Below are 19292 nucleotides of genomic sequence, written 5' to 3'. Positions count from 1 at the left end.
TCCTATGATGAGCTTTGCGGGCCCTCCTTGATCTGCGTCAAAGCAAGCGGCCGGCAGTTGCCCGCCGGCCGCTCATTCCCGACAGCGCTGTGCCCATTTCGGGTTCTCAGCGCTTCTGGTCGCCCCCCCAGGGAGTTCACGTAGAGAGTCAGCGCCTTGACGGTGGTGTCGTCCAGACGCTCGCTCCAAGCCGGCATCACGCCGCCGCGACCGTTCCAGAGGCTCTCCATGATGGTGGCCTTGTCCGATCCGAAGAGCCAAATCTTGTCCGACAGGTTAGGGGCGCCGAGTTCCTTGTTGCCCTGTCCCTTGTCGCCATGGCAGGCGGCGCAGTTTTCGGCGAATACCTTTGCGCCGGCAGCCAGATCGGCCCCTTTTTCCGCCGGCAGGCCGGACAGGGAGCGCACGTAATCCGCCGTATGCGCGAGTTCCTGCCGCTTGAGCATGCCGTCACGGCCGAAAGCCGGCATGGTACCTTGGTGACCCTTGTCGCTCGTGGAGCGCGCCCCGAAGCGGATGGTCTTCTCCACGTCGGTCAGAGAGCCACCCCAGAGCCAGTCGTCGTCGTTCAGGTTGGGGTAGCCTTTCGCACCCGCGCCGCCTGCGCCATGGCAGCCCGCGCAGTTGTCGCCAAAGGCCGCCTTGCCCTGAGCCCGGGCAAACGCGAAGAGTTCGGGATCCTGCCGAATTTCCTCGAGGGAGGCGTGCGCCAGCTTGGCGGTCGTCCCGGCCCGCTGCGCCTTCAGGGCATCGAGGTCCTGCACGATGGCCTCGCGCGAGTGCCAGTCGAGCACGCCCTTGGTGTAGGAGGAGACAAGGGGCCAGGCCGGATAGGCGATGCAGTAGGCAATGGCCCAGACGATAGTGGCGTAGAAGCTCCACAGCCACCAGCGGGGCAGGGGATTGTTGAGCTCTTGGATCTCGTCCCAACTATGGCCCGTCGTGCTGACGCCTGTGACGGCATCGATCTGCTCGTGAGTCTCCTGAGACATGGATCAGTCCTCCTGGAGAGGCATGCGGGCGGCAGTATCGAAACGGCTCTTCCGCGAAGGTGAAAGGGCGTAAGCCAAGACCACCAGGAAGACGGCAACGAAGTAGACGAGCCCCCAGGTCTGGGCGAAGCCGGCGAGAAATTGATAGGTCGAAAGCATCAGGTCATCCTCACCGCACGTTTGCCTTGTTGTCGTAGAGCTTGAAGTCGACCTGCGTTCCCAGCATCTGCAGGTACGCGATCAGAGCGTCTGCTTCGGTGATCCGCTGAGGGTTGGCGTCGAAGTCGCGTGCCGCCGCCTTGGGATAGCGCTCCGCCAGAGTGGTGGCGTTCGAGTCGTCGGTGGCGGCCTGCGTCTTCAGGTCGGAGGCTGCTTTCGCAATCATCTCGGGCGAGTAGGGCACGCCGAGCGCCGCTTGGACATTCATGTCCTCCTTCACACGCCCCACGTCGACCTCGCGCTCCGCAAGCCACGGATAGCTCGGCATGATGGACCCGGGCACCACGGCTCGGGGATCCTTCAGGTGATCCCGATGCCATTCGTCGGAATACTTGTTGCCGACGCGGGCGAGGTCGGGGCCGGTGCGCTTGGAGCCCCACTGGAACGGCCGGTCGTACATGCTCTCAGCCGCCAGCGAATAGTGCCCGTAGCGCTCCACCTCGTCGCGCAGCGGGCGTACCATCTGGCTGTGACAGTTGTAGCAGCCTTCGCGCACATAGACGTTGCGGCCGGCGAGTTCGAGCGGGGTGTAGGGCCTGACGCCCTCCACCTTCTCGATGGTGCTCTTGAGGTAGAAGAGCGGCACGATTTCCACCAAGCCGCCGATCGAAATCACGAACAGCGTGCCGATGAGGAGGATGATCGAGTTGGTCTCGAAGATCTTGTGACGGGACCAGAGTGACATGATCGTTCCTTTACTCCGCTGCGACGAGGATGGGCTGGGCCGGGAGAGCTTCTTCCTCGACCGCCTGACCGCTGGTGACCGTCTTCCAGACGTTCCAGGCCATGACCAGGCTGCCGATGACGAAGAGGGCCCCACCGAGCGCGCGGATGACATAGAAGGGGTGCATGGCCTCCACGGTCTCGATGAACGATTATTCGAGGAAGCCGAGGCTCGTGTAGGCGCGCCACATGAGGCCCTGGAGGATGCCCGCGACCCACATGGCCGAGATGTACAGGACGATGCCGAGCGTCGAGATCCAGAAGTGCCAGCTGACGGCCTTTAGCGAGTAGAGCTCCTTCTTGTTCCACAGCCAGGGAGCGAGGCAGTAGATGGCCCCGAAGGAGATATACGCCACCCATCCCAGGGCACCGGAATGCACGTGCCCGATGGTCCAGTCCGTGTAGTGGGACAGGGAGTTCACCGCCTTTACGGACATGAGCGGACCCTCGAAGGTCGCCATGCCGTAAAACGCGACCGACACTACCATGAGGCGTAGCACCGGGTCTGTGCGCAGCTTGTCCCAGGCACCGGAAAGCGTCATCAGGCCGTTGATCATGCCGCCCCAGGAGGGCATCCACAGCATGATCGAGAAGGTCATGCCGAGGGTCTGCGCCCAGTCGGGTAGGGCGGTGTAGTGCAGGTGGTGCGGGCCGGCCCAGATGTACATGAAGATCAGGGCCCAGAAGTGGATAATGGAGAGCCGGTAGGAATAGACCGGACGCTCGGCCCGCTTCGGGATGAAGTAGTACATGATGGCGAGGAAACCGGCTGTGAGGAAGAAGCCGACCGCGTTATGACCGTACCACCACTGCACCATGGCATCCTGCACGCCGGCCCACACGATGTAGCTTTTGGGCGAGAAGATCGAGACCGGGATCGTGGCGCTGTTGCCAAGATGCAGGACGGCGATCGTCAGGATGAAGGCGAGATAGAACCAGTTCGCCACGTAGATGTGGGGTTCCTTGCGGCGCATGACCGTGCCAAGGAACACAAGGAAGTACGTGACCCACACGACCGTCAGCCACAGATCCGCGTACCACTCGGGCTCGGCATATTCCTTGCCTTGGGTGATGCCGAGCAGATAGCCCGTGCCAGCGATGACGATGAAGAAGTTGTAGCCCAGAACCACGAACCAGGGTGCGAGGTCACCCACAAGGCGGGCGCGGCAGGTGCGCTGGACCACGTAGAACGAGGTCGCGATCAGCACGTTGCCGCCGAACGCGAAAATCACGGCCGAAGTGTGCAGCGGCCGCATACGCCCGAAGGAGAGCCACGCCGTGTCGAAGTTGAGCGCCGGGAAGGCGAGCTGCAGGGCGATCAGGAGGCCGATGGTAAACCCGGCGATGCCCCAGACGACCGCCGCGATCGTCGCAAACTTTACTGGCCCCATATTGTAATTAGGCTTGCCGTTGATGGTGAGCGGCGGAAGATCGTTTGGGCGGTCGTAGTAGCGATCGACGATCTTGAAGGCGGCCACCCCGAAGGCGGCGGCGTAAAGGTAGGCGTGGAACGCGTATTCGGGCGTATACGCCTTCGCGGCGATGATGATGCTTAAGAACGCCATTGCAACGAAGACGAGGGAGCACCCTGCTTCGCCGAAGGTCATTCCTTTGGGAGTTGTTGCCGTGTGGGCCATGGGCATCGACCGTTCTTTTGAGGGGCGAGGCACTAAGCTTCGCCATCAGTAACAGGCTCTAACGGCAGGGGCGGCCTGGGGCGTTGATGCAGATCAAAGAAACTTTTCGGACCCGAGTCCCTCGCGCGTCAAACGACCTGCGAATAGCGAGCCGCGACGGTATTGAGATATTGGTCAAAGACGGCACAAACGTTGCGTACTAGGGCGCGGCTGTCTTCGGGAACCGAGACGGCAAGGCCGTCCCGGGTCACGAGACCTTCCTGCGCAAGATCATCGATGGCCTGGAGTTCGCGGCTGAAGTCGGGAGCCGTAGTCGCGTGGGCTAAGCCGACCTGGTTCAAGTCGACCGAGAAGTCGCACATCAGGCGCTCAATGATGGTCCGACGCAGGCGATCCTCGTCCGTCAGGGCCACTCCTCGAATCGTCGGAAGACGGCCGTCCATCACGGCGGCGAGATAGGCGGCTGTGGTCGGTGCATTCTGGACATAGCCTTGAGGCAGCGACCCAATGGCGGATGTTCCGAAACCGATCAGAGCCGGCGCGTCATCAGTCGTATAGCCCTGGAAGTTGCGGTGAAGACGGCCTTCGCCCTGACGGGCCGCAAGCGGGTCGATGGGCTTGGCAAAGTGATCCACACCGATGGCCACATACCCGGCATCGATCAGCGTGGCTGCCGCGGCATCCCGCTGTTTCACCCGCGCGATGGAATCGGGCAGCGCATCCTCGGGGAGCAGAGCTTGGTGGCGCTTCATCCAGGGGACATGCGCATACCCGAAGAGGGCAATGCGGTCGGGGTCGAGTTGGAGCGCGAGTTTTACCGACCGTACGACGCTCTCGACGGTCTGATATGGCAGACCGTACATGAGATCGAGGTTGATACCTGAAACCCCGGCCTCCCGGAGCCAGGATGCGACCTGGCGCGTGCGTTCGAAGGACTGAACCCGTTTGATCGTTTCCTGCACTTTCGGATCGAAATCTTGCACGCCTAGACTTGCGCGATTTAGACCAGATTCCGCGAGAGCTCTCACATGCTCCTGGGTGATGGCACGCGGATCAATCTCGAGAGCGATCTCTGCGCCGGGCCGCACGTCGAAAACAACTCCGAGCGCCGACGAGATGCGCCGAAGATCCTCGGGCGACAGGATGGTCGGGGTACCGCCGTCCCAGTGAATATGGGTTACTCCCATGCGGCTCGGCAGGAGTTCGGCCACGAGAGCGATCTCTCGTTCTAGGCAGTCCACGTAGGCCGCTACGGGCCTATAGCTGCGGGCCACGGTCGTATGACACCCGCAGTAAAGGCAAAGCTCTTTACAAAACGGCACATGCAAATAGAGAGAAACTGTCGCCTGTGGCGACAGCGTCGACAGCCAGGCTGCATAGGTCGCAGCCGCGACCTCAGGCTTGAAGTGCGGAGCAGGCGGATAGCTCGTGTAGCGCGGAACGCGCTGATCATATCGGGCAATAAGTTCCGGTGTCATAGGGAAAACTTCTGCATTACACATGTCCACTCGTCGTTGACCTAAATCAAGGAGGGTGTGACGCGTCCTGATTTGAGGCGGACCGTGCTGGCCAATTTCCCTTCCGGGAGTGGATGGGCAGGTGCGCTAGGCTGCTAGGCTGATGTCGGTGAGGATGGCCAAGAGATCTTGCAGGATCGGCTGCAACTCTGGTGCGTAGATGCGCGATGGGGCTTGGGTGGCCGCAAGAGAAGTCTGTACGAACGAAACCCTTCCCGCAGCAGGAAAGTCGGTATCGACAAAGGCCAGGCTTGGCCTTGCGCTAGATCAAGGTGCTATTCCCAGATTCGCCTACTTCATTTCTCACGGTTCTGACCCAGGGAAACAGAACGTGGAGGAACATCATGGTCCAGAATATCAAGAGCGTGCTGATCGGCCTTACGAAGGAGTTCGGCCCCGATGAGGCCTCATCTGCCCTGGGATACGGCCTCTCCCTTGCGCAGCGTGCTGGTGCCCATGTCACGGTGCAGGCCGCATCCGTCAGACTGGCTCTAACGAGTGCCCGGGTCAGCAAGTTCGCGGCAGGCCTCGTGGTGACCGAGAATAGGCGCCTCCAGGAACTGGCCGAGGCCGCCGCCCGCAGCGCACAAGCCGATGCCGCAGTGGCCGGCATCGACTGCACCGTGGAAACCCCGCACCTCGGGTATCGCGATCTGCTGAATGCGTTCCGCGGTCAGGCTCGCCTTAATGACCTCACCATCCTCGATGCCGAGTCCGGGACCGTCAATCTCGACCGCGGTCTCATGGAGGCCCTGCTAATGGACAGCGGCCGTCCGCTCCTCATCGTGCCGCCGGGCCAGGATGCCTTCCGGGCGAGGCGCGTCATCCTGGCCTGGGACGGCAGCGCAAGGGCGGCTCGGGCGGCTGCAGATGCCTTGCCGCTCCTGCGGGCTGCGGAGGGCGTCGACGTGGTCTCCGTGACGGAAGAGAAGGACCTTCCGGTCGCGGTTCCGGGTGCCGGCATCGCGATGCACTTGGCCCGCCACGGCGTTGCCGCCACGGCATTGGACGTAGAGGCGCAGGACGGAGACGTGGCGCAAGCGCTCCGGAATACCGCGGATCGCTCGGGGGCCGACATGATCGTGATGGGCGGATACGTCCACTCGCGGCTGCGCGAGATGATGTTCGGCGGTGTTACCCAGTCCCTTCTGAAGCAGAGCCCCGTGCCGCTCTTCATGGCGTACTGAAGCCGGGGACCCAATTGGGCGAATCGGAGCGGAAACGCAGGTTCGGGGTGCCGTCGTTCGACCTGCACGCTGCGGCTTGCGACGGCCAGCCGTAAGGAGACACGCTAATGGATGTCACAGTCTTCAGCGCCAAACCCTATGACCGACGCTTCCTGGAAGCGGCGAACGCCCCGGCAGGCCACCGGCTGTCGTATCTCGAGGCTCGCCTCTCGACGGAGACTAGTTCTCTGGCGGAGGGCGCCGGTGCCGTGTGCGTGTTCGTCAACGATGAGGTGAGTGCGGATGTCCTGGCCCGCCTGGCCGCCATGGGTGTGAGGCTCGTTGCCTTGCGGGCGGCCGGGTTCAATAACGTCGACCTGGAGGCAGCTCGGCGTGTGGGGGTCATAGTGGCGCGAGTTCCAGCCTACTCCCCCCATGCGGTGGCAGAGCACACGATCGCGCTCATCCTGACCCTGAACCGCAAGACCCATAGGGCCTACAACCGTGTCCGGGAGGGCAACTTCGCCCTCGACGGCCTGCTCGGCTTCGATCTCGCCGGCAAGACGGCTGGCGTGGTGGGAACAGGAAAAATTGGGGAAGTGGTGTGCCGGATACTCTCTGGTTTCGGTTGCACTGTGTTGGCGCATGATCCCCAGCCCAATACCGGCTGCGAGCGGATGGGCGTGCGCTACGTGCCTCTGGAGGAGCTGCTATCGCTCTCCGACATCGTTAGTCTCCATTGTCCACTCACGCCCGCCACGCACCACCTCATCGATGCCGAGGCCCTGGCGCGGATGAGGCATGGCGTGATGCTCATCAACACGAGCCGTGGGGCGATGATCGACACCAAGGCCGCATTGCGGGGGCTGAAGGACGGCACCATCGGGCGCCTCGGTCTCGACGTCTACGAGGAGGAGGCGGACCTATTCTTCGAGGACCTTTCGCAGCGCTTCATTGGTGACGACGTGTTCGCGCGGCTGCTGACCTTCCCGAACGTTCTCGTCACCGGCCACCAAGCCTTCTTCACTGAGGAGGCGCTGACAAACATCGCTGAGACGACGGTCGGGAACATCACTTCGTTCGAGCGTACAGGCCGGGCCGTGCACGAGGTCTCTGTCGAGAGGATCGCCTGGTAAAGGCATCAGGGAACAGGAGTGACTTGTCTCGAAGGTCGAGGACGAGGCTGCATCCCGGCGTTGGGGCTTGCCCTTCAGGGAGGACGTCGGATCATCGCACGACCATAGGCATCGCCGCTTCAGGCTTTGCGCTGAATCAAGGCATCCTTCCTGGTCCTGCTTTATGATGGCCGGGACTGACGACCCGGCGAGCCAGCTTCGCTCCCGATTAGGAAGCAGGAGATGGCGATGATCAAGGACGTGATGGTGCATCTGGACGGAAGCCCCGAGGATGAGGTCCGGCTGGAATGTGCCCAGGCCATCGCGAATGGCGGGCAGGCCTGCCTGATCGGCGTCTTCACCAACCTCCTGCCCGACCTCTCTGTTGTCATGCCGTTCGATGGCGGGGCTGCCGCCGTCGTGCAGGTCGTGACCGAGCTGGAGCAGCAGGCGCGCAAGGACGGGAATGCCACCGCCGAGCGCCTGAGCGGGAGGTTTGCCGGGCTTCAGGTGCCATGGGAGTTGCGCCGCTTCGACGCGACCTTCGGCTCTATGTCGATCAAGGTGGTCGAGCAGGCCCGCTATGCCGACCTTTTCGTCGCCACCCGTCCATATGGTGCGGGCGACACTCCGGTATGGCTTGACCTGGTCGAGTCCGTTCTCTTCGGCAGCGGTCGCGGTCTCCTGGTCGTCCCGCCGGGCTACCGTCAATCGGAATCGGTTGGAACGGTTCTAGTGGCCTGGAACGGCAGCCGGGAGTCTGCCCGTGCCTTGCGCGAAGGGCTGGGCTTCATCCAGGATGCTGCCCGCTCCGTCGTCCTCATGATTGATCCCAAGGTCGATGGCGGGATGGGCCTGGACATCGAACGGCATCTCGCCTGCCACGGGGTGACAGCAGAGATCGTTGCGGTCGAGAGTCAGGGGCGCCGGGTTGCGGACGTGGTACTTGAAGAGGCGCGCCGCGTATCTGCCGATCTCATCATAATGGGAGGGTACGGACACACCCGCCTGCGCGAACAGGTCTTCGGCGGCGCGACCCTGGACATGCTGACGATTTCCGATCGCCCCATGCTCCTGGCGCATTGAGCGGAACGCTGCCCCTAATGGAGGAGCCGGCATGACACGCATCGTCATCATCCAGGGTCATCCGACCTCCGAGAGCCGCCATTTCTGCCATGCATTGGCAGACGCCTACGCCGAAGGCGCCATCGCGGGCGGCCATCAGGTCCGTTTCATTAAAGTTTCCGAACTGGACTTCCCGCTGCTGCGCTCGAAGGATGACTGGGAAAGTACTGCGGCGCCGCCTGCTATTGCGGCGGCACAGCAGGCACTGGCGTGGGCCCAGCACGTCGTCATCGTCTATCCCCTGTGGCTCGGCGGGATGCCGGCTCTTCTCAAAGGATTCATGGAGCAGGCGTTCCGGCCGGCCTTCATAACGGGCGGGGCTGGCGCCGGGACGAGCTGGAAAACCGCCCTCAAGGGCCGCTCGTCCAGGATCGTCGTCGCCATGGGCATGCCGGCCGTCGCGTATCGCTGGTACTTCGGCGCGCATAGCCTCAGGAGCCTCAAGCGCAGCATCCTGTCCCTTGTGGGCATCGGCCCCAACCGGCACCGCTCATCGGCATGATCGAGGCGATGGGGGACGCCAAGCGCGAGGCATGGCTTGCCGCCCTGCGCAAGCTTGGGACAAAGGCCGGGTAGCCGCGCAATGGCAGGTGTTGAACGGATCATTTCTCACCGCTCGTCCTAGCCTCGGCTCCCGGGTACGCAGGCAATGCGCAATCTGCACTACTTCGTCCGCCCTGTCCTCGGAATGGATGGGGCAATACTACGCGCCGCCGACCGATCGGGCTGGCGTAAACTTGCGACTTCGAGCACCCTCTTCCCCGAACCCCGGGGCCGCGATGGCCAACATGCTCTTGGTCTGTTTGATCCAGGTAGAATCGTGGCGCCACCCGATGTTCGCTGCTTTTCATGCGGCACAGCGGACAAGACCGCGCAGGCGATTGGAGCGGATTTGATTTAGGTGAACTCGTATTCGCAGTTGGTGAGGTAGTTCTGGCACTCCTCGGCTAGGAAGCGATCAAGCAGTTCTCCGATTGTCGTCCAGAGCGCCTCCTTGGTGCGAGCAGCAGCCTTGCGGAGCAGCGCCTTGAGTTTGGCAAACACCTGCTCGATCGGGTTCAGGTCGCGCGAGTACGGTGGCAGGTACAACAGGCTCGCTCCCGCAGCCTGGATCTCCCTCAGTGAGATGTCGGCTTTGGTATTAAGGAGAGCCCGCACGACAGCCTCATGTGGGTCGACGATGACTGCCAAAGCGGGCCCGAGCCGGACTGCCGCTCTGGCGAAAGCGCCGTATCAGCTTCACGGCGGCCGACGGGCTGACCTCAAAGCGCAAGGCCGCCTGCCCGGTGGAGGATCCGCCTACCACCGCACGCACGATCCGCTCACGCCAGTCTCGGGACAGAGGAGCTGGCACGGGATTCCTCCCGGCCAACCACAACCAATCGTATGGAATCAGCTCTGCCGATTCCACGCAACCGCTGCACGCTCTAGCGAGACAGATCCTCTAAACCTCCCACACCGTGGGGCGGATTGCGTCCCCCTGTCTGGTATCTGAACCGTCCAGCTTTGGCGGAGTTATCCTATTGGTCATAAGTCGGACTATGTGGAGGAAACCCATGCAAAAGCTCGCATTTGTTACAGTCCTATGTTTCTTGGCGGGTGCGTGCGCCACGCGGCAGCAGACTACAAGCACGGCCGTTGGGGCAACCGCAGGCGCGGTCGTCGGAGGACCGGTCGGGGCTGTGGTTGGTGCTGGGGCAGGAGCCGTGGCCGGAGCGCCCGGTGGGGCCGTTGACGAGGTGCAAGGAGACAACCGCCGCCGCGTTGTCCGGCGGCGCTAGCTTGATAGGTGGCTTGGTTTTGAACTGGGAAGGAGGGCCGCTCCTGGCACCTACCCGAACTAAGGCGAGCGTCGACATCGGCATGTGAAGCGGACATTCCGTTCGCTTCACTCGAACGGGGACCAGGATTGCTTCGCAACAGGTCCTTGGCGGAACCGACTGCAATAGCTCGCTAACGAGAGTACGCCGAAGTCAGACCCCAAACGTCAAGCAGCTTACGGCTCCCATAAAGCCTGGAGGCCATTTTTCTATGAAAGAGCTCTGCCCAGGATCTTCCCAGCGCCAGCTGCGAGAAACTCCAGCGTCTGCCTCTCAGCCCGCTGAGGGACGCCCAGCACATCCATTGCGGCTTTGTGGGCAACCTTTCCATCAGGTTCACGCTCCCGCCGATCCGAGCCCTGCTTTATGAGCCCGCCCGAGAGCCGGGCACCCAGCGGCTCAACCAGCGAAGTTTTCAACAGCATCGACCCACTTCGGACCTTTACTTGGCGCTTCACCTTAATCGCGTTGCTTAGGTTTGTGATCCGATAATCTTCTGAGCGAAAGGCCTAGACCCAATCTCGCCGAGATTGTGGGGCTCCATTGTGAGCAAGCACGAGGTGCCCATGAAGCTCGGCATTACTCGCTTGGATTTCCTGCGCGGCTCTATCGCCAACCTAGCCACAACAGCTGCCTCTCCAAGCTGGGCAGCTGACGCCATCGCCCAGCTTGCTCCACGACCCGCGGAGCGTTTGGAGCCATCCCTTCTCGACCTCGAGTTCTCAATCATCGAGCAGTTTCGACCCTTCGATCTTCTCCCCGAGAGCTTTACTCAGGTCCATGAGCAATTTCGTGAAGCGGCCTTGAGACGCTTCTCGAGAACGGGGGTGCAATCCGACGATGATCTGGCCCAGATGACCCTTTCGCCCGGCCGTCTGCGCCTGACTTCGTCCCGAGCCGAGCCAACGCTGCTCCGCTCCGAGACCGGTCCCCTCGCGCCTTATTGTACAATGGCCCTGACGATGGAGGCCTCTGAGACAGGGATCAATGAGGCGGGAACCGTCGCTGCCGGTCTTGTGCAGGATGCGGGCAACTACGTAGTCGCATCCTTCGAAAACAGCGGTGATCCGGCTAGGGGCACGGTCGGCATCGACGTCCAGGTCGGAGGCAGGAAGACTCGAGTTGCCTCGGCGAATGCCGACCTTGCCGGAGCCATGCAATGTGCGTTCGCGGTAAACGAGAACTACGTGACAGCCCTTGTGGCGAAGGGAGCAGACTGGGTACCACTCGTGCAGCATCGTATCACAGATCTGCTCGATCTACGGGATCCGGCCGTGCTGCGTCAGTTCCGCTATGGGTTCGGCGCCGGCGGGGCCGGCACGACCGTGACGATCGCAGATGTACGGGCAGGCTACTTCGGACAAGCCGGGATCAGGGATCTTCACGTCATCTGCTATTCCGACGGCAGACCCTACATCAGGAATGGAAAGCTGTACTTTACTGCTACGCAGGCAGGCCTGTCCTTTTTCCAGGCTGCGCATTGGGGGGTATGGACGCTTGATCTCGATGAGCCTCACCGGGTCGAACAGGTTGCAACCCTGTTTTTTGAGCGCGACGGCTTCGTTCTTGGCGATCATGCGGGCCAGATTGTTGCCAATGAACGCGAGGGCGGCTTTCATGTTGCGGTGAGCAGCTGGGGCGACTTCGCCTTCAAGGGCGTGCATGTTCGCTACTGCCGCACCTTCGAGAACATTCTCAGCGGTGTGCATGTGCTGAAGAGCGCAAAAATGTCGCTGCCGACCGATGTCAGTGCATGGGATCCGTCCATGGTGCGCATCGGAGGTCGGTGGTATGTCGGGTTCGTCGAAAGCCCTTATCAAGATCCCGCCCGCGGTTTCAATTTCCACCCAGCGCTTGCCCGCAGTGACAGGGGAGGTTCGCTGAACCGGTTGAACAAGGTCGGGGCCGATCTTTCGCGAGACCAGACCGAAGGCACAATTTTACAGAGGGTCGGCGGACGGTGGTACTTGCTTGCCAGTGACGGGGTTGATCGACAATACCGCGTTTACGACCTGTCGATGAAGCTGCTCGGTTTCCTCAAGGCACCATACGGAAGCAATATTCCGCATCCGCAGGTAGTCCCGATTTTCAGTCGGGGGCAGACCACCTACATGCTCATCACGTTCGAGGGTACGCAGTACCACGAAACGCTGCTCGGATATGGTACCCACGGGGACCTCATCATCATGCGTGCCGCCCAGACGAGGCGAGGCTCCGAGTTTGAGCGTCGTTGATCGAGGCTTCTTTGATCATATCGATCTGAAACGAGTCCTTCGTCAGTACGTTGAAACGATTGCCATTATCAGATGTCTGCAAATGGCAGATTGTGTTGATAAAATCTGCAACTACCGTTTTCCAGGTGGTCAGGAGACAGGGTGCTGAGTCTTATCTGACATGCTGACGCTCTTAATAATCCGGCGAAGCAGTGCTCGAAAGTTTTTCAACAAAATCTGCCACGAACGGACGGTCGCAAGGTCGGCGCGTCGTCGCCTAGTTGGCGGATCGTTCGGAAAAGTGGTCCCGGTTTTCCGTGCTGGACGATGTCTTCCTGCAAAAGTACGAGCGTTAGTTATCGGATGAATTGCTCGATGTAGTCTCCCCCGAGACCGTTCTGGCTGTAGTGGGCGCGGCACTTGTCAATGCGCGTGAACACATCATCGAATCCAACCACCTTGCCGTCAGGATCTACATAAATCATGGCTCCATTCACCTGAAACAGTGTAATCATCTCCTCGACGTGAGGGTCGACCACAAGGGTATGTGTCTCGCCGGGTGCTTCGTAGGCATACGACCCCTCGGTTGCAATCCAGTCATGTTCAAGGTAGCGCCATTCGCCCTTCAGTACGAACGCGTGGACCGGTTGCGGATGGCGGTGGCGTGAGAGCACACCTGATTTTCGGACTCGCAGGAGATTCATCCAGTATCCGCGGGAGGCAGCCAGCAGGAGAGGGCGGAACCATACGTTCTCCTCGACGGGCACCCAGATGCGCTCGTCCGTCGGAATCGCATTCGGAATCACCAGTTCCGGTGGTGACTCCTTGGGCTGCGGGTGCCGATAGGGCACCCACTTGCCGTTGAGGGGCGGATGGCTCGCGTCCGATTGGCTCATGGAAAGACTCCACGTCGATTGGGTCAGACAGTCAAGTAGCCGCCATCAACTGGCAGAATAGCGCCTGTCACGAATTGCGCAGCGGGTGAGGCCAGAAAGACAATGCCGGCGGCGACTTCGTCCGGCGTGCCCCAGCGACTCATGGGTGTTCGCGCCAGAATTGGGCCTGCCCGATCCGGATCATCCTGGAGAGCCTGTGTCAGCGGCGTGGCAATCCAGCCGGGCGCAACGGCGTTCACGCGAATTCCATCGCGAGCCCAAGCTGCCGCCAGGCTCTTGGTGAGTTGGCCTATACCGCCCTTTGAGGCTGCGTAACCCGGAACCCGTGCTCCACCAAAGAATGTGAGCATGGAGGCAATGTTCACGATGCAGCCCTTGGAAGAGGCAAGCTTCGCCTTTGCCGCCGTGCAGGCGCGCATGGTGCCGGTCAGATTGATCGCGATCGTGTCGGCAAAGACCTCTGGATCGTATTCCGCGTCACGCTGGATCACGCCTGCCGCATTGACGAGGACGTCGAGGCGTTCGAAGCCTGCGACGAGCGTCTCAACAGCAGCGCCATCGCGTACATCGAGAACTGCGAAATCTATTTCAGATGACCCGAACGCATCGGCTGCGGCGGCCCGCTCGGCCTCGCGGGCTCCGGTGGCGAGGACCTGAGCACCAAGATGACGGAATGCCCGCGCCGCGCCAAGGCCGATGCCGCTCGTTCCTCCGAGGACGAGCACCCTGTGGCGTCGAAAAAGTCCCGGCGCGAAGGTCTCCATCAGACCGGTCATTCGATCAAACCTTCTGCATATGGCACGGTCGTCCGAGCAACGCCGACCCGCTGAATTTCACGAACGTGGTTCCAAGGGAGCGCTTCACAGCGCCTGCTCCTGTGGCCGGTGCCGGATGCGCTTCCACAGCCAGATGAAGACGGGCCAGAGCAGGGCAGAGATGGTCATCGCCGCAAGAATGGCCGAGACGGGGCGCTCGAAGAACGGCAGCAGGCTCCCGTCCGACTTGATCAGCGATGTGACGAAGCTCTGTTCAACCATGGTGCCCATCACGATGCCGAGCACCATCGCGGCGACCGGGTACCCGTTGTTCTCCATCACGTAGCCGATGGCGCCGAATATTGCGACCAAGACGATCGCGAACAGATTGTTTCCAGTCGCAAAAGCTCCCACGGCGCAGCACACGAGGATCACCGGCAGGACCGTGGCTCGCGGTGCCCGCAAGACGGTGCTCGCCACGCGGATCATCACGATGCCTAAGGGAATCATTAGAATGTTGGCGAGAATGAAGATGATATAGAGCGCGTACATGCTCGACGCTCTCTCGGTGAATAGGGTCGGACCTGGATTGAGCCCCTTCATATACAGGACGCCGATGGCGATCGCAGTGATCGTGTCGCCGGGAATGCCGAACAGCAGCGACGGCACCCAGCCGCTCGCTAGGCTTGCGTTGTTGCTCGCGCCGGCTTCCACGAGTCCTTCCGGGTGGCCAGTACCGAACTTCTCCGGCTCCTTGGAGAACCGCTTCGACATGGCATAGCTGACCCAGGCCGCCATGTCGGCGCCAGCTCCCGGGAGGACTCCGATGATGATGCCGACGATATTGCCCCGGGTCATCTGCCGCCAGTATTTGCGGGTCAGGGCCAGTTGACCTGCCAGGATGCTGCCGAACTTGCGTCGCGGCAGGGGAGGCGGCTCCGGCGACACAAGGGCCCGGATCACCTCGGACACGGCGAATACCCCGACCAGGACAGGAATTGCCTCGACGCCGCCCAAAAGTTCCGGGACTCCAAAGGTGAAGCGCGGGACGCCGCCGGGATTTTCCATGCCGATGCAGGCGACGAGCAGTCCAAGCAGCATGCTGGCGATTGCCTTCACGGGGGATGACCGCGCCACCAGCGTCGCGCACATCAGGCCCAGGAAGGCGAGCCAAAAATATTCGAAGGTCGAAAAATTCAAGGCCAGCTCGGCGAGGATAGGGGCCATCACGATGAGCGAGATCGTTCCTGCGATCCCTCCGAGGGCGCTGAACCATAGGCCAGCGCCAAGGGCCACTTCCGCCTGGCCCTTGCGGGTCATGGCATAGGCCTCGTCCGTATAGGCGGCGGAGGCAGGGGTTCCGGGAATGCGCAGCAGGCAGCCTGGAATGTCTCCTGAGAAGATCGCCATGGCGGACGCCGCGATGATCGAGGCTACCGCCGCGATCGGGGAGAGATAGAAGGTCACCGGCACGAGCAAAGCTGTTGCCATGGTGGCCGACAGGCCAGGCAACGATCCAATGACGAGGCCGTAAATCGACGACAGCAGGATCGCGATCAGGACGTCGGGGGCAAGCACAAGGCGGAAGGCTTCGATGAGTTCGTTCATGATCACCACGGCATCGGCAGCAGGCCGGGAGGCAAAGGGACGCGCAGAAGCTTGTAGAAGATCAGGTGGATGGCGATCGGGGCGAGTGCCGCCAGCGGCAGGGCCACGCGCAGCCTAGCGCCAAAGGCGACCGCCACGACGAAGATCATGATGGCGGTCGTCGGCACGAAGCCGAGGCGATCTGCGGCATACACGTAGAACAGAAGCAGGCCGGGCGGAAGCAGGGCGCGAAGCCGGTAGGCCAGCGGATCTGCAGGCTGCGCTCGTTGTGGAGGTCCCTCGACGGCGGCAAGATCAGCCTCGGCTTCTTCCTCGAAGCTGCGCCCGATGCCGAGGGCGATCATGAGCCCGCACAGGATCAGACCCGCGCCGATCACCATCGGGAATGCGCTGGGCCCAACATCTTGGCCGGGCACCGGGGGAAGCCGGGATCCGCCATAGGTGGCTAGGGCGCCCAAGGTGGCGATAAACGAGCCGGTGACGCGATCGGACAGGCGCATAAACGAATGTCTCACTAACGAATGGCAGGGTGGATCGGGCGCCGCCGTCAAAGCGGAGGCTGGAGGGGAACGAGGCGCATGCACTTCATTCCCCTCCAATCATGCACGGACGGCGGGGCCGGGCGGCTGAGGACTGCTCTGGCCTTATCCTGTCAAGTCTTCGCTAAACCTGCGGCCTTCATGGCTTCGCCCATCTGCCGATCCGACTCGTCCATGAACTGACCGAATTCGGCCCGTTCTGCCCATTTGATCCCAAAGCCGCGCCCGCTCATAAAGTCCGTGTATTCCTTGGACGCGTAAACCTCCTTGAGGGCGGCGGTCAGCTTGTCCTGGATGTCTGCGGGCAGGCCCTTGGGGCCGGCAATCCCGCGCCACACCCCGACGGACTTGTGGGGGCCCATCTGCTCGTCGAGAGTCGGCACGTTCGGGAATTGCGGGTTGCGTTCCGACGCCAGAATGGCGAGGCTTTTGGCGCGACCTGCATCGATCATGGGCCGGGCTTCAGGGAGCGAGCAGGGCACGATATCGATCCCACCGGCTGCCAAGTCCTGCATCCCTGGCGCAGCGCCGTTCGACGGCACCCAGGCCACGTGGTTGGGTGGAAGACCTAGCGATTGCAGCCATCCTACAAGGGCCAAATGCCAGATTCCACCCTGGCCGGTTCCCGAAGCTTTTAGCTTGCCAGGCGGGGCTGCCTTGATAGCGTCGGCGAGTTCCTTGATATTCTTGTAAGGGCTGTCGGCCTTCACCTGGATGGCAGGCGCGTCGACGTTCATCAGCGACAGGGGCGTGTAGCTTCTCGGCGTGAGTTCCGTCATCCCCTGCCAGTGCATCATGGCAATCTCGACCGTGAGCAGTCCGATCGTGTAGCCGTCCGGTGGAGCGGTGGAAATCGCCGTATGCCCGACCACGCCGTTACCACCGGTCCGGTTCACGACATTGACGGGCTGGCCGAGCTTCTGCTCCAACACCTGCGCGATGATGCGCGCCGTCGCATCGGTGCCGCCGCCTGCGCCCCATGGACAGATGAGCGTGATCGGTCGGCTGGGATAAGTGGATTGTGCGAAGCTCGCTTTGAGCCCAACCAGCGAACCCGCAAAAACAGTGGACGCCGACGCAATAAAACCGCGTCTCGTGAACGAAGTCATTCATTTCCTCCCGTCTAGTCCCCAACCATAGCCGCGCCTGTTCCCGGCGCTTGACCTGACAGCATTCTACGTAACCTACCTGCCGGCACAACTGGTTTGCTTTGACTTGTCCCGACAATGACAGCAGCCTTGTCGAAAGCGAGCGGCGACCTCAGCCTCGGCGATCTGGCCGCGGCATTGGGCGCTGCCGACCACGAGCGCCGCTTCCGCCATTCACTTGTCTCGAAGTTACACTTTGGGCCGGAACGGCCATGCGATTGCGACAGCCGATCAGCCGCTTGATTAGCGAGCGCTCATGCGGGCAGAAGCAGGATGACCTGGCACCTTGAAGCGCTTACCCGTATCAACCACTTCGGTGCCCTCAACCTTGAGGATGGAGAAATCCTGATCGAGGTAGTTGCCGACGTACAGGTACCGACCATCTGGAGTAAAGCAGACCGGCTCGGGCAGCCCGCCCACCACGACGTCCTTCAGGCGCGTCACCTGCTTGCCGTCGATCTTCAGGATCGTGACTGTGCCAGCCGGATTGTAAAAATACGCCGCTTTCGCCGAGTTGCCGCCACGCAAGATCGCTGCGGCGGCGAGATCGCCCTTTGGACTGATTGCTAGCCCTTCGGGACCATCCCCCACCACGACCCGATCGGTGATACGGGGAGGAGTTGCCTCCAGGTCGATCACGCTCACTGTATCAACGCTACCGTCTGATGCTCCCGCATTGCCGTTATCCGCTGTGAGCGCGATCTTGCCTGATGGCGCAACGGCCACGTTGTAAGGCCACGGTCCAGTCGGCAAGTCGAGCTTGTTATAGCTTAGCTTGCCATCTTTGATTTCGAGCAGAGACACCTTATGGCTCGCGAACTTCACCGCAAGAGCCCTGGTGCCATCCGGAGCAAACGCCACATGCGCGACCTGATCGGCCGGGGATCCGAGTGCCAGGGTGTCCACAACGGTGACATCCGTCCCACGGATCGAGAGCAGACTTATGGTGCCGTCTGCCCGGTTAGCGACAAGCGCTTGATCACCCTTGGGCGAAACGTCGAGCCCTGAGGGTTGTTTGCCGGTCGTTACAGAGGCCACAACACGAGGCGGGCTCGCTTTGAGGTCAATGACATGAACCTTGCTATCCGGCACCTGCTTCAGGGTCTCGCTTTCCTTTGCCACGTCAACTGAGTCAGAGACAAGCGCCAGTACCCCATCCGGCGTGATGGCAACGTTCATCGGTGGGCCTACAATCGAGTTTTTGACAGGGAGATTGGCGATGATTTTGGGCGTCTCAGGATCGGCCAGGTCGAGGATCAACACACTGTCGCGACCGGGCGCTGAGAGAACCGGTTTGCCCTGCTCGTCCCAGATGAGCTTTTCATCATTGCCTACGATCATATAAGGAGCGGCCCGGACGCCATCGGCCAGCATGGAGGCGGCTGTAAGAGAAAGCAGGAACAGGCTCTGTCGCATGGTGCGCACCCTCCGGAGCATTTGCGCCCAAGTGTAGGGGAGCCGGGAAGAGTAGACCAGGGTATCGAATGAGTACCCCTATCTGCCCTGGCCTCGACTGTAACCGCTCACGGCAGGCAGGCGCAGTTCGCACTGGTGATGCCGTTGGACCAGAAATCACTTCCAGCTCGCTACATCGGGCATAACCTGGTTTTTCCTCGCTACGTTCGGCAACGGCGTCCCTTAAGAGCGTTCGCCGACTGGCTTCTTGCAGGACTTGGAGTCGAGGCTCAGATCTCCCTTGTGGGAATACAAGCTGAGATGGACCGACGATCTCGTCACTCCTAGGGGCAAGCGAAAGTATAAGTCCAATTGGAATGGTCAGCAGGCTGAGAAATGAGGCCAACGGCAGTTGATCCATAGA

Annotated in this window: 17 protein-coding genes and 1 pseudogene; 5 read left to right on the top strand and 13 right to left on the bottom strand. The window is 61.6% G+C overall.

All coding sequences use genetic code 11. The features are described from left to right. Positions 1-2 precede the first annotated feature (2 nt). The 5 genes and pseudogenes from ccoP to hemN form a co-directional block, all read right to left on the bottom strand. Positions 3-992, bottom strand: a complete 990-nt coding sequence (gene ccoP / locus DRB19_RS19350; protein ID WP_114187669.1) for a cytochrome-c oxidase, cbb3-type subunit III — start codon at positions 990-992, stop codon at positions 3-5. Between the two features lie 3 nt (positions 993-995). Continuing rightward, positions 996-1151, bottom strand: a complete 156-nt coding sequence (locus tag DRB19_RS19345; protein WP_114187668.1) for a cbb3-type cytochrome c oxidase subunit 3 — start codon at positions 1149-1151, stop codon at positions 996-998. A 10-nt stretch (positions 1152-1161) separates the two neighbouring features. Beyond that, positions 1162-1896: a cytochrome-c oxidase, cbb3-type subunit II gene (ccoO, locus tag DRB19_RS19340; protein WP_114187667.1), complete on the bottom strand. Its 735-nt coding sequence runs from the start codon at positions 1894-1896 to the stop codon at positions 1162-1164. A 10-nt stretch (positions 1897-1906) separates the two neighbouring features. Then, positions 1907-3541, bottom strand: a pseudogene (gene ccoN / locus DRB19_RS19335) (cytochrome-c oxidase, cbb3-type subunit I). Between the two features lie 158 nt (positions 3542-3699). Next, positions 3700-5049, bottom strand: coding sequence for an oxygen-independent coproporphyrinogen III oxidase (hemN, locus tag DRB19_RS19330; RefSeq protein WP_114187666.1), 1350 nt, complete (start codon positions 5047-5049; stop codon positions 3700-3702). A 383-nt stretch (positions 5050-5432) separates the two neighbouring features. Between hemN and DRB19_RS19325 the strand changes: the two genes are divergently transcribed. The 4 genes from DRB19_RS19325 to DRB19_RS19310 all read left to right on the top strand — a co-directional run bounded on the left by DRB19_RS19325 (position 5433) and on the right by DRB19_RS19310 (position 8996). Beyond that, complete coding sequence (locus DRB19_RS19325) at positions 5433-6275, top strand: universal stress protein (protein ID WP_114187665.1); 843 nt, start codon at positions 5433-5435, stop codon at positions 6273-6275. A gap of 107 nt (positions 6276-6382) precedes the next feature. Continuing rightward, positions 6383-7390 carry a 2-hydroxyacid dehydrogenase gene (locus DRB19_RS19320; protein ID WP_114187664.1) on the top strand — a complete coding sequence of 336 codons (1008 nt, stop codon included), beginning with the start codon at positions 6383-6385 and terminating at the stop codon, positions 7388-7390. Positions 7391-7612: 222 nt separating this feature from the next. Next, positions 7613-8455, top strand: coding sequence for a universal stress protein (locus DRB19_RS19315; RefSeq protein WP_114187663.1), 843 nt, complete (start codon positions 7613-7615; stop codon positions 8453-8455). A 31-nt stretch (positions 8456-8486) separates the two neighbouring features. Beyond that, a complete protein-coding gene (locus DRB19_RS19310; RefSeq protein WP_245439667.1) occupies positions 8487-8996 on the top strand; it encodes an NAD(P)H-dependent oxidoreductase in 510 nt (169 codons plus the stop codon). A 395-nt stretch (positions 8997-9391) separates the two neighbouring features. On the opposite strand, the gene DRB19_RS19305 is transcribed toward DRB19_RS19310, so the two are convergent. Beyond that, on the bottom strand, positions 9392-9685 hold the full coding sequence (locus tag DRB19_RS19305) for a transposase (RefSeq protein ID WP_276330620.1): 294 nt from the start codon (positions 9683-9685) through the stop codon (positions 9392-9394). Further along, positions 9660-9848, bottom strand: a complete 189-nt coding sequence (locus DRB19_RS30050; RefSeq protein WP_147021852.1) for a hypothetical protein — start codon at positions 9846-9848, stop codon at positions 9660-9662. Before DRB19_RS30050 ends, DRB19_RS19305 begins: the two co-directional genes overlap by 26 nt. A gap of 1032 nt (positions 9849-10880) precedes the next feature. Here DRB19_RS30050 and DRB19_RS19290 point away from each other — a divergent pair. Further along, the gene (locus DRB19_RS19290) at positions 10881-12548 is read left to right on the top strand and encodes a hypothetical protein (RefSeq protein WP_114187661.1); all 1668 of its coding nucleotides are present in this window, start codon (positions 10881-10883) and stop codon (positions 12546-12548) included. A 335-nt stretch (positions 12549-12883) separates the two neighbouring features. On the opposite strand, the gene DRB19_RS19285 is transcribed toward DRB19_RS19290, so the two are convergent. From DRB19_RS19285 to DRB19_RS19260, 6 genes are all read right to left on the bottom strand, one after another. Continuing rightward, positions 12884-13423, bottom strand: coding sequence for a 2,4'-dihydroxyacetophenone dioxygenase family protein (locus DRB19_RS19285; protein ID WP_114187660.1), 540 nt, complete (start codon positions 13421-13423; stop codon positions 12884-12886). Positions 13424-13446: 23 nt separating this feature from the next. Beyond that, positions 13447-14199, bottom strand: a complete 753-nt coding sequence (locus tag DRB19_RS19280; RefSeq protein ID WP_114187659.1) for an SDR family NAD(P)-dependent oxidoreductase — start codon at positions 14197-14199, stop codon at positions 13447-13449. Between the two features lie 84 nt (positions 14200-14283). Then, positions 14284-15789: a tripartite tricarboxylate transporter permease gene (locus DRB19_RS19275; protein WP_114187678.1), complete on the bottom strand. Its 1506-nt coding sequence runs from the start codon at positions 15787-15789 to the stop codon at positions 14284-14286. Continuing rightward, on the bottom strand, positions 15789-16286 hold the full coding sequence (locus tag DRB19_RS19270) for a tripartite tricarboxylate transporter TctB family protein (protein ID WP_114187658.1): 498 nt from the start codon (positions 16284-16286) through the stop codon (positions 15789-15791). Before DRB19_RS19270 ends, DRB19_RS19275 begins: the two co-directional genes overlap by 1 nt. A gap of 152 nt (positions 16287-16438) precedes the next feature. After that, the gene (locus DRB19_RS19265; RefSeq protein ID WP_114187657.1) at positions 16439-17434 is read right to left on the bottom strand and encodes a tripartite tricarboxylate transporter substrate binding protein; all 996 of its coding nucleotides are present in this window, start codon (positions 17432-17434) and stop codon (positions 16439-16441) included. 282 nt (positions 17435-17716) lie between these two features. Continuing rightward, the gene (locus tag DRB19_RS19260; protein ID WP_245439665.1) at positions 17717-18889 is read right to left on the bottom strand and encodes a YncE family protein; all 1173 of its coding nucleotides are present in this window, start codon (positions 18887-18889) and stop codon (positions 17717-17719) included. Between the last annotated feature and the right edge of the window lie 403 nt (positions 18890-19292).

It is taken from the genome of Microvirga aerophila (genome assembly GCF_003332305.1).
GTDB lineage: Bacteria > Pseudomonadota > Alphaproteobacteria > Rhizobiales > Beijerinckiaceae > Microvirga > Microvirga aerophila.
This window is presented reverse-complemented; position numbering and strand designations above follow the sequence as displayed.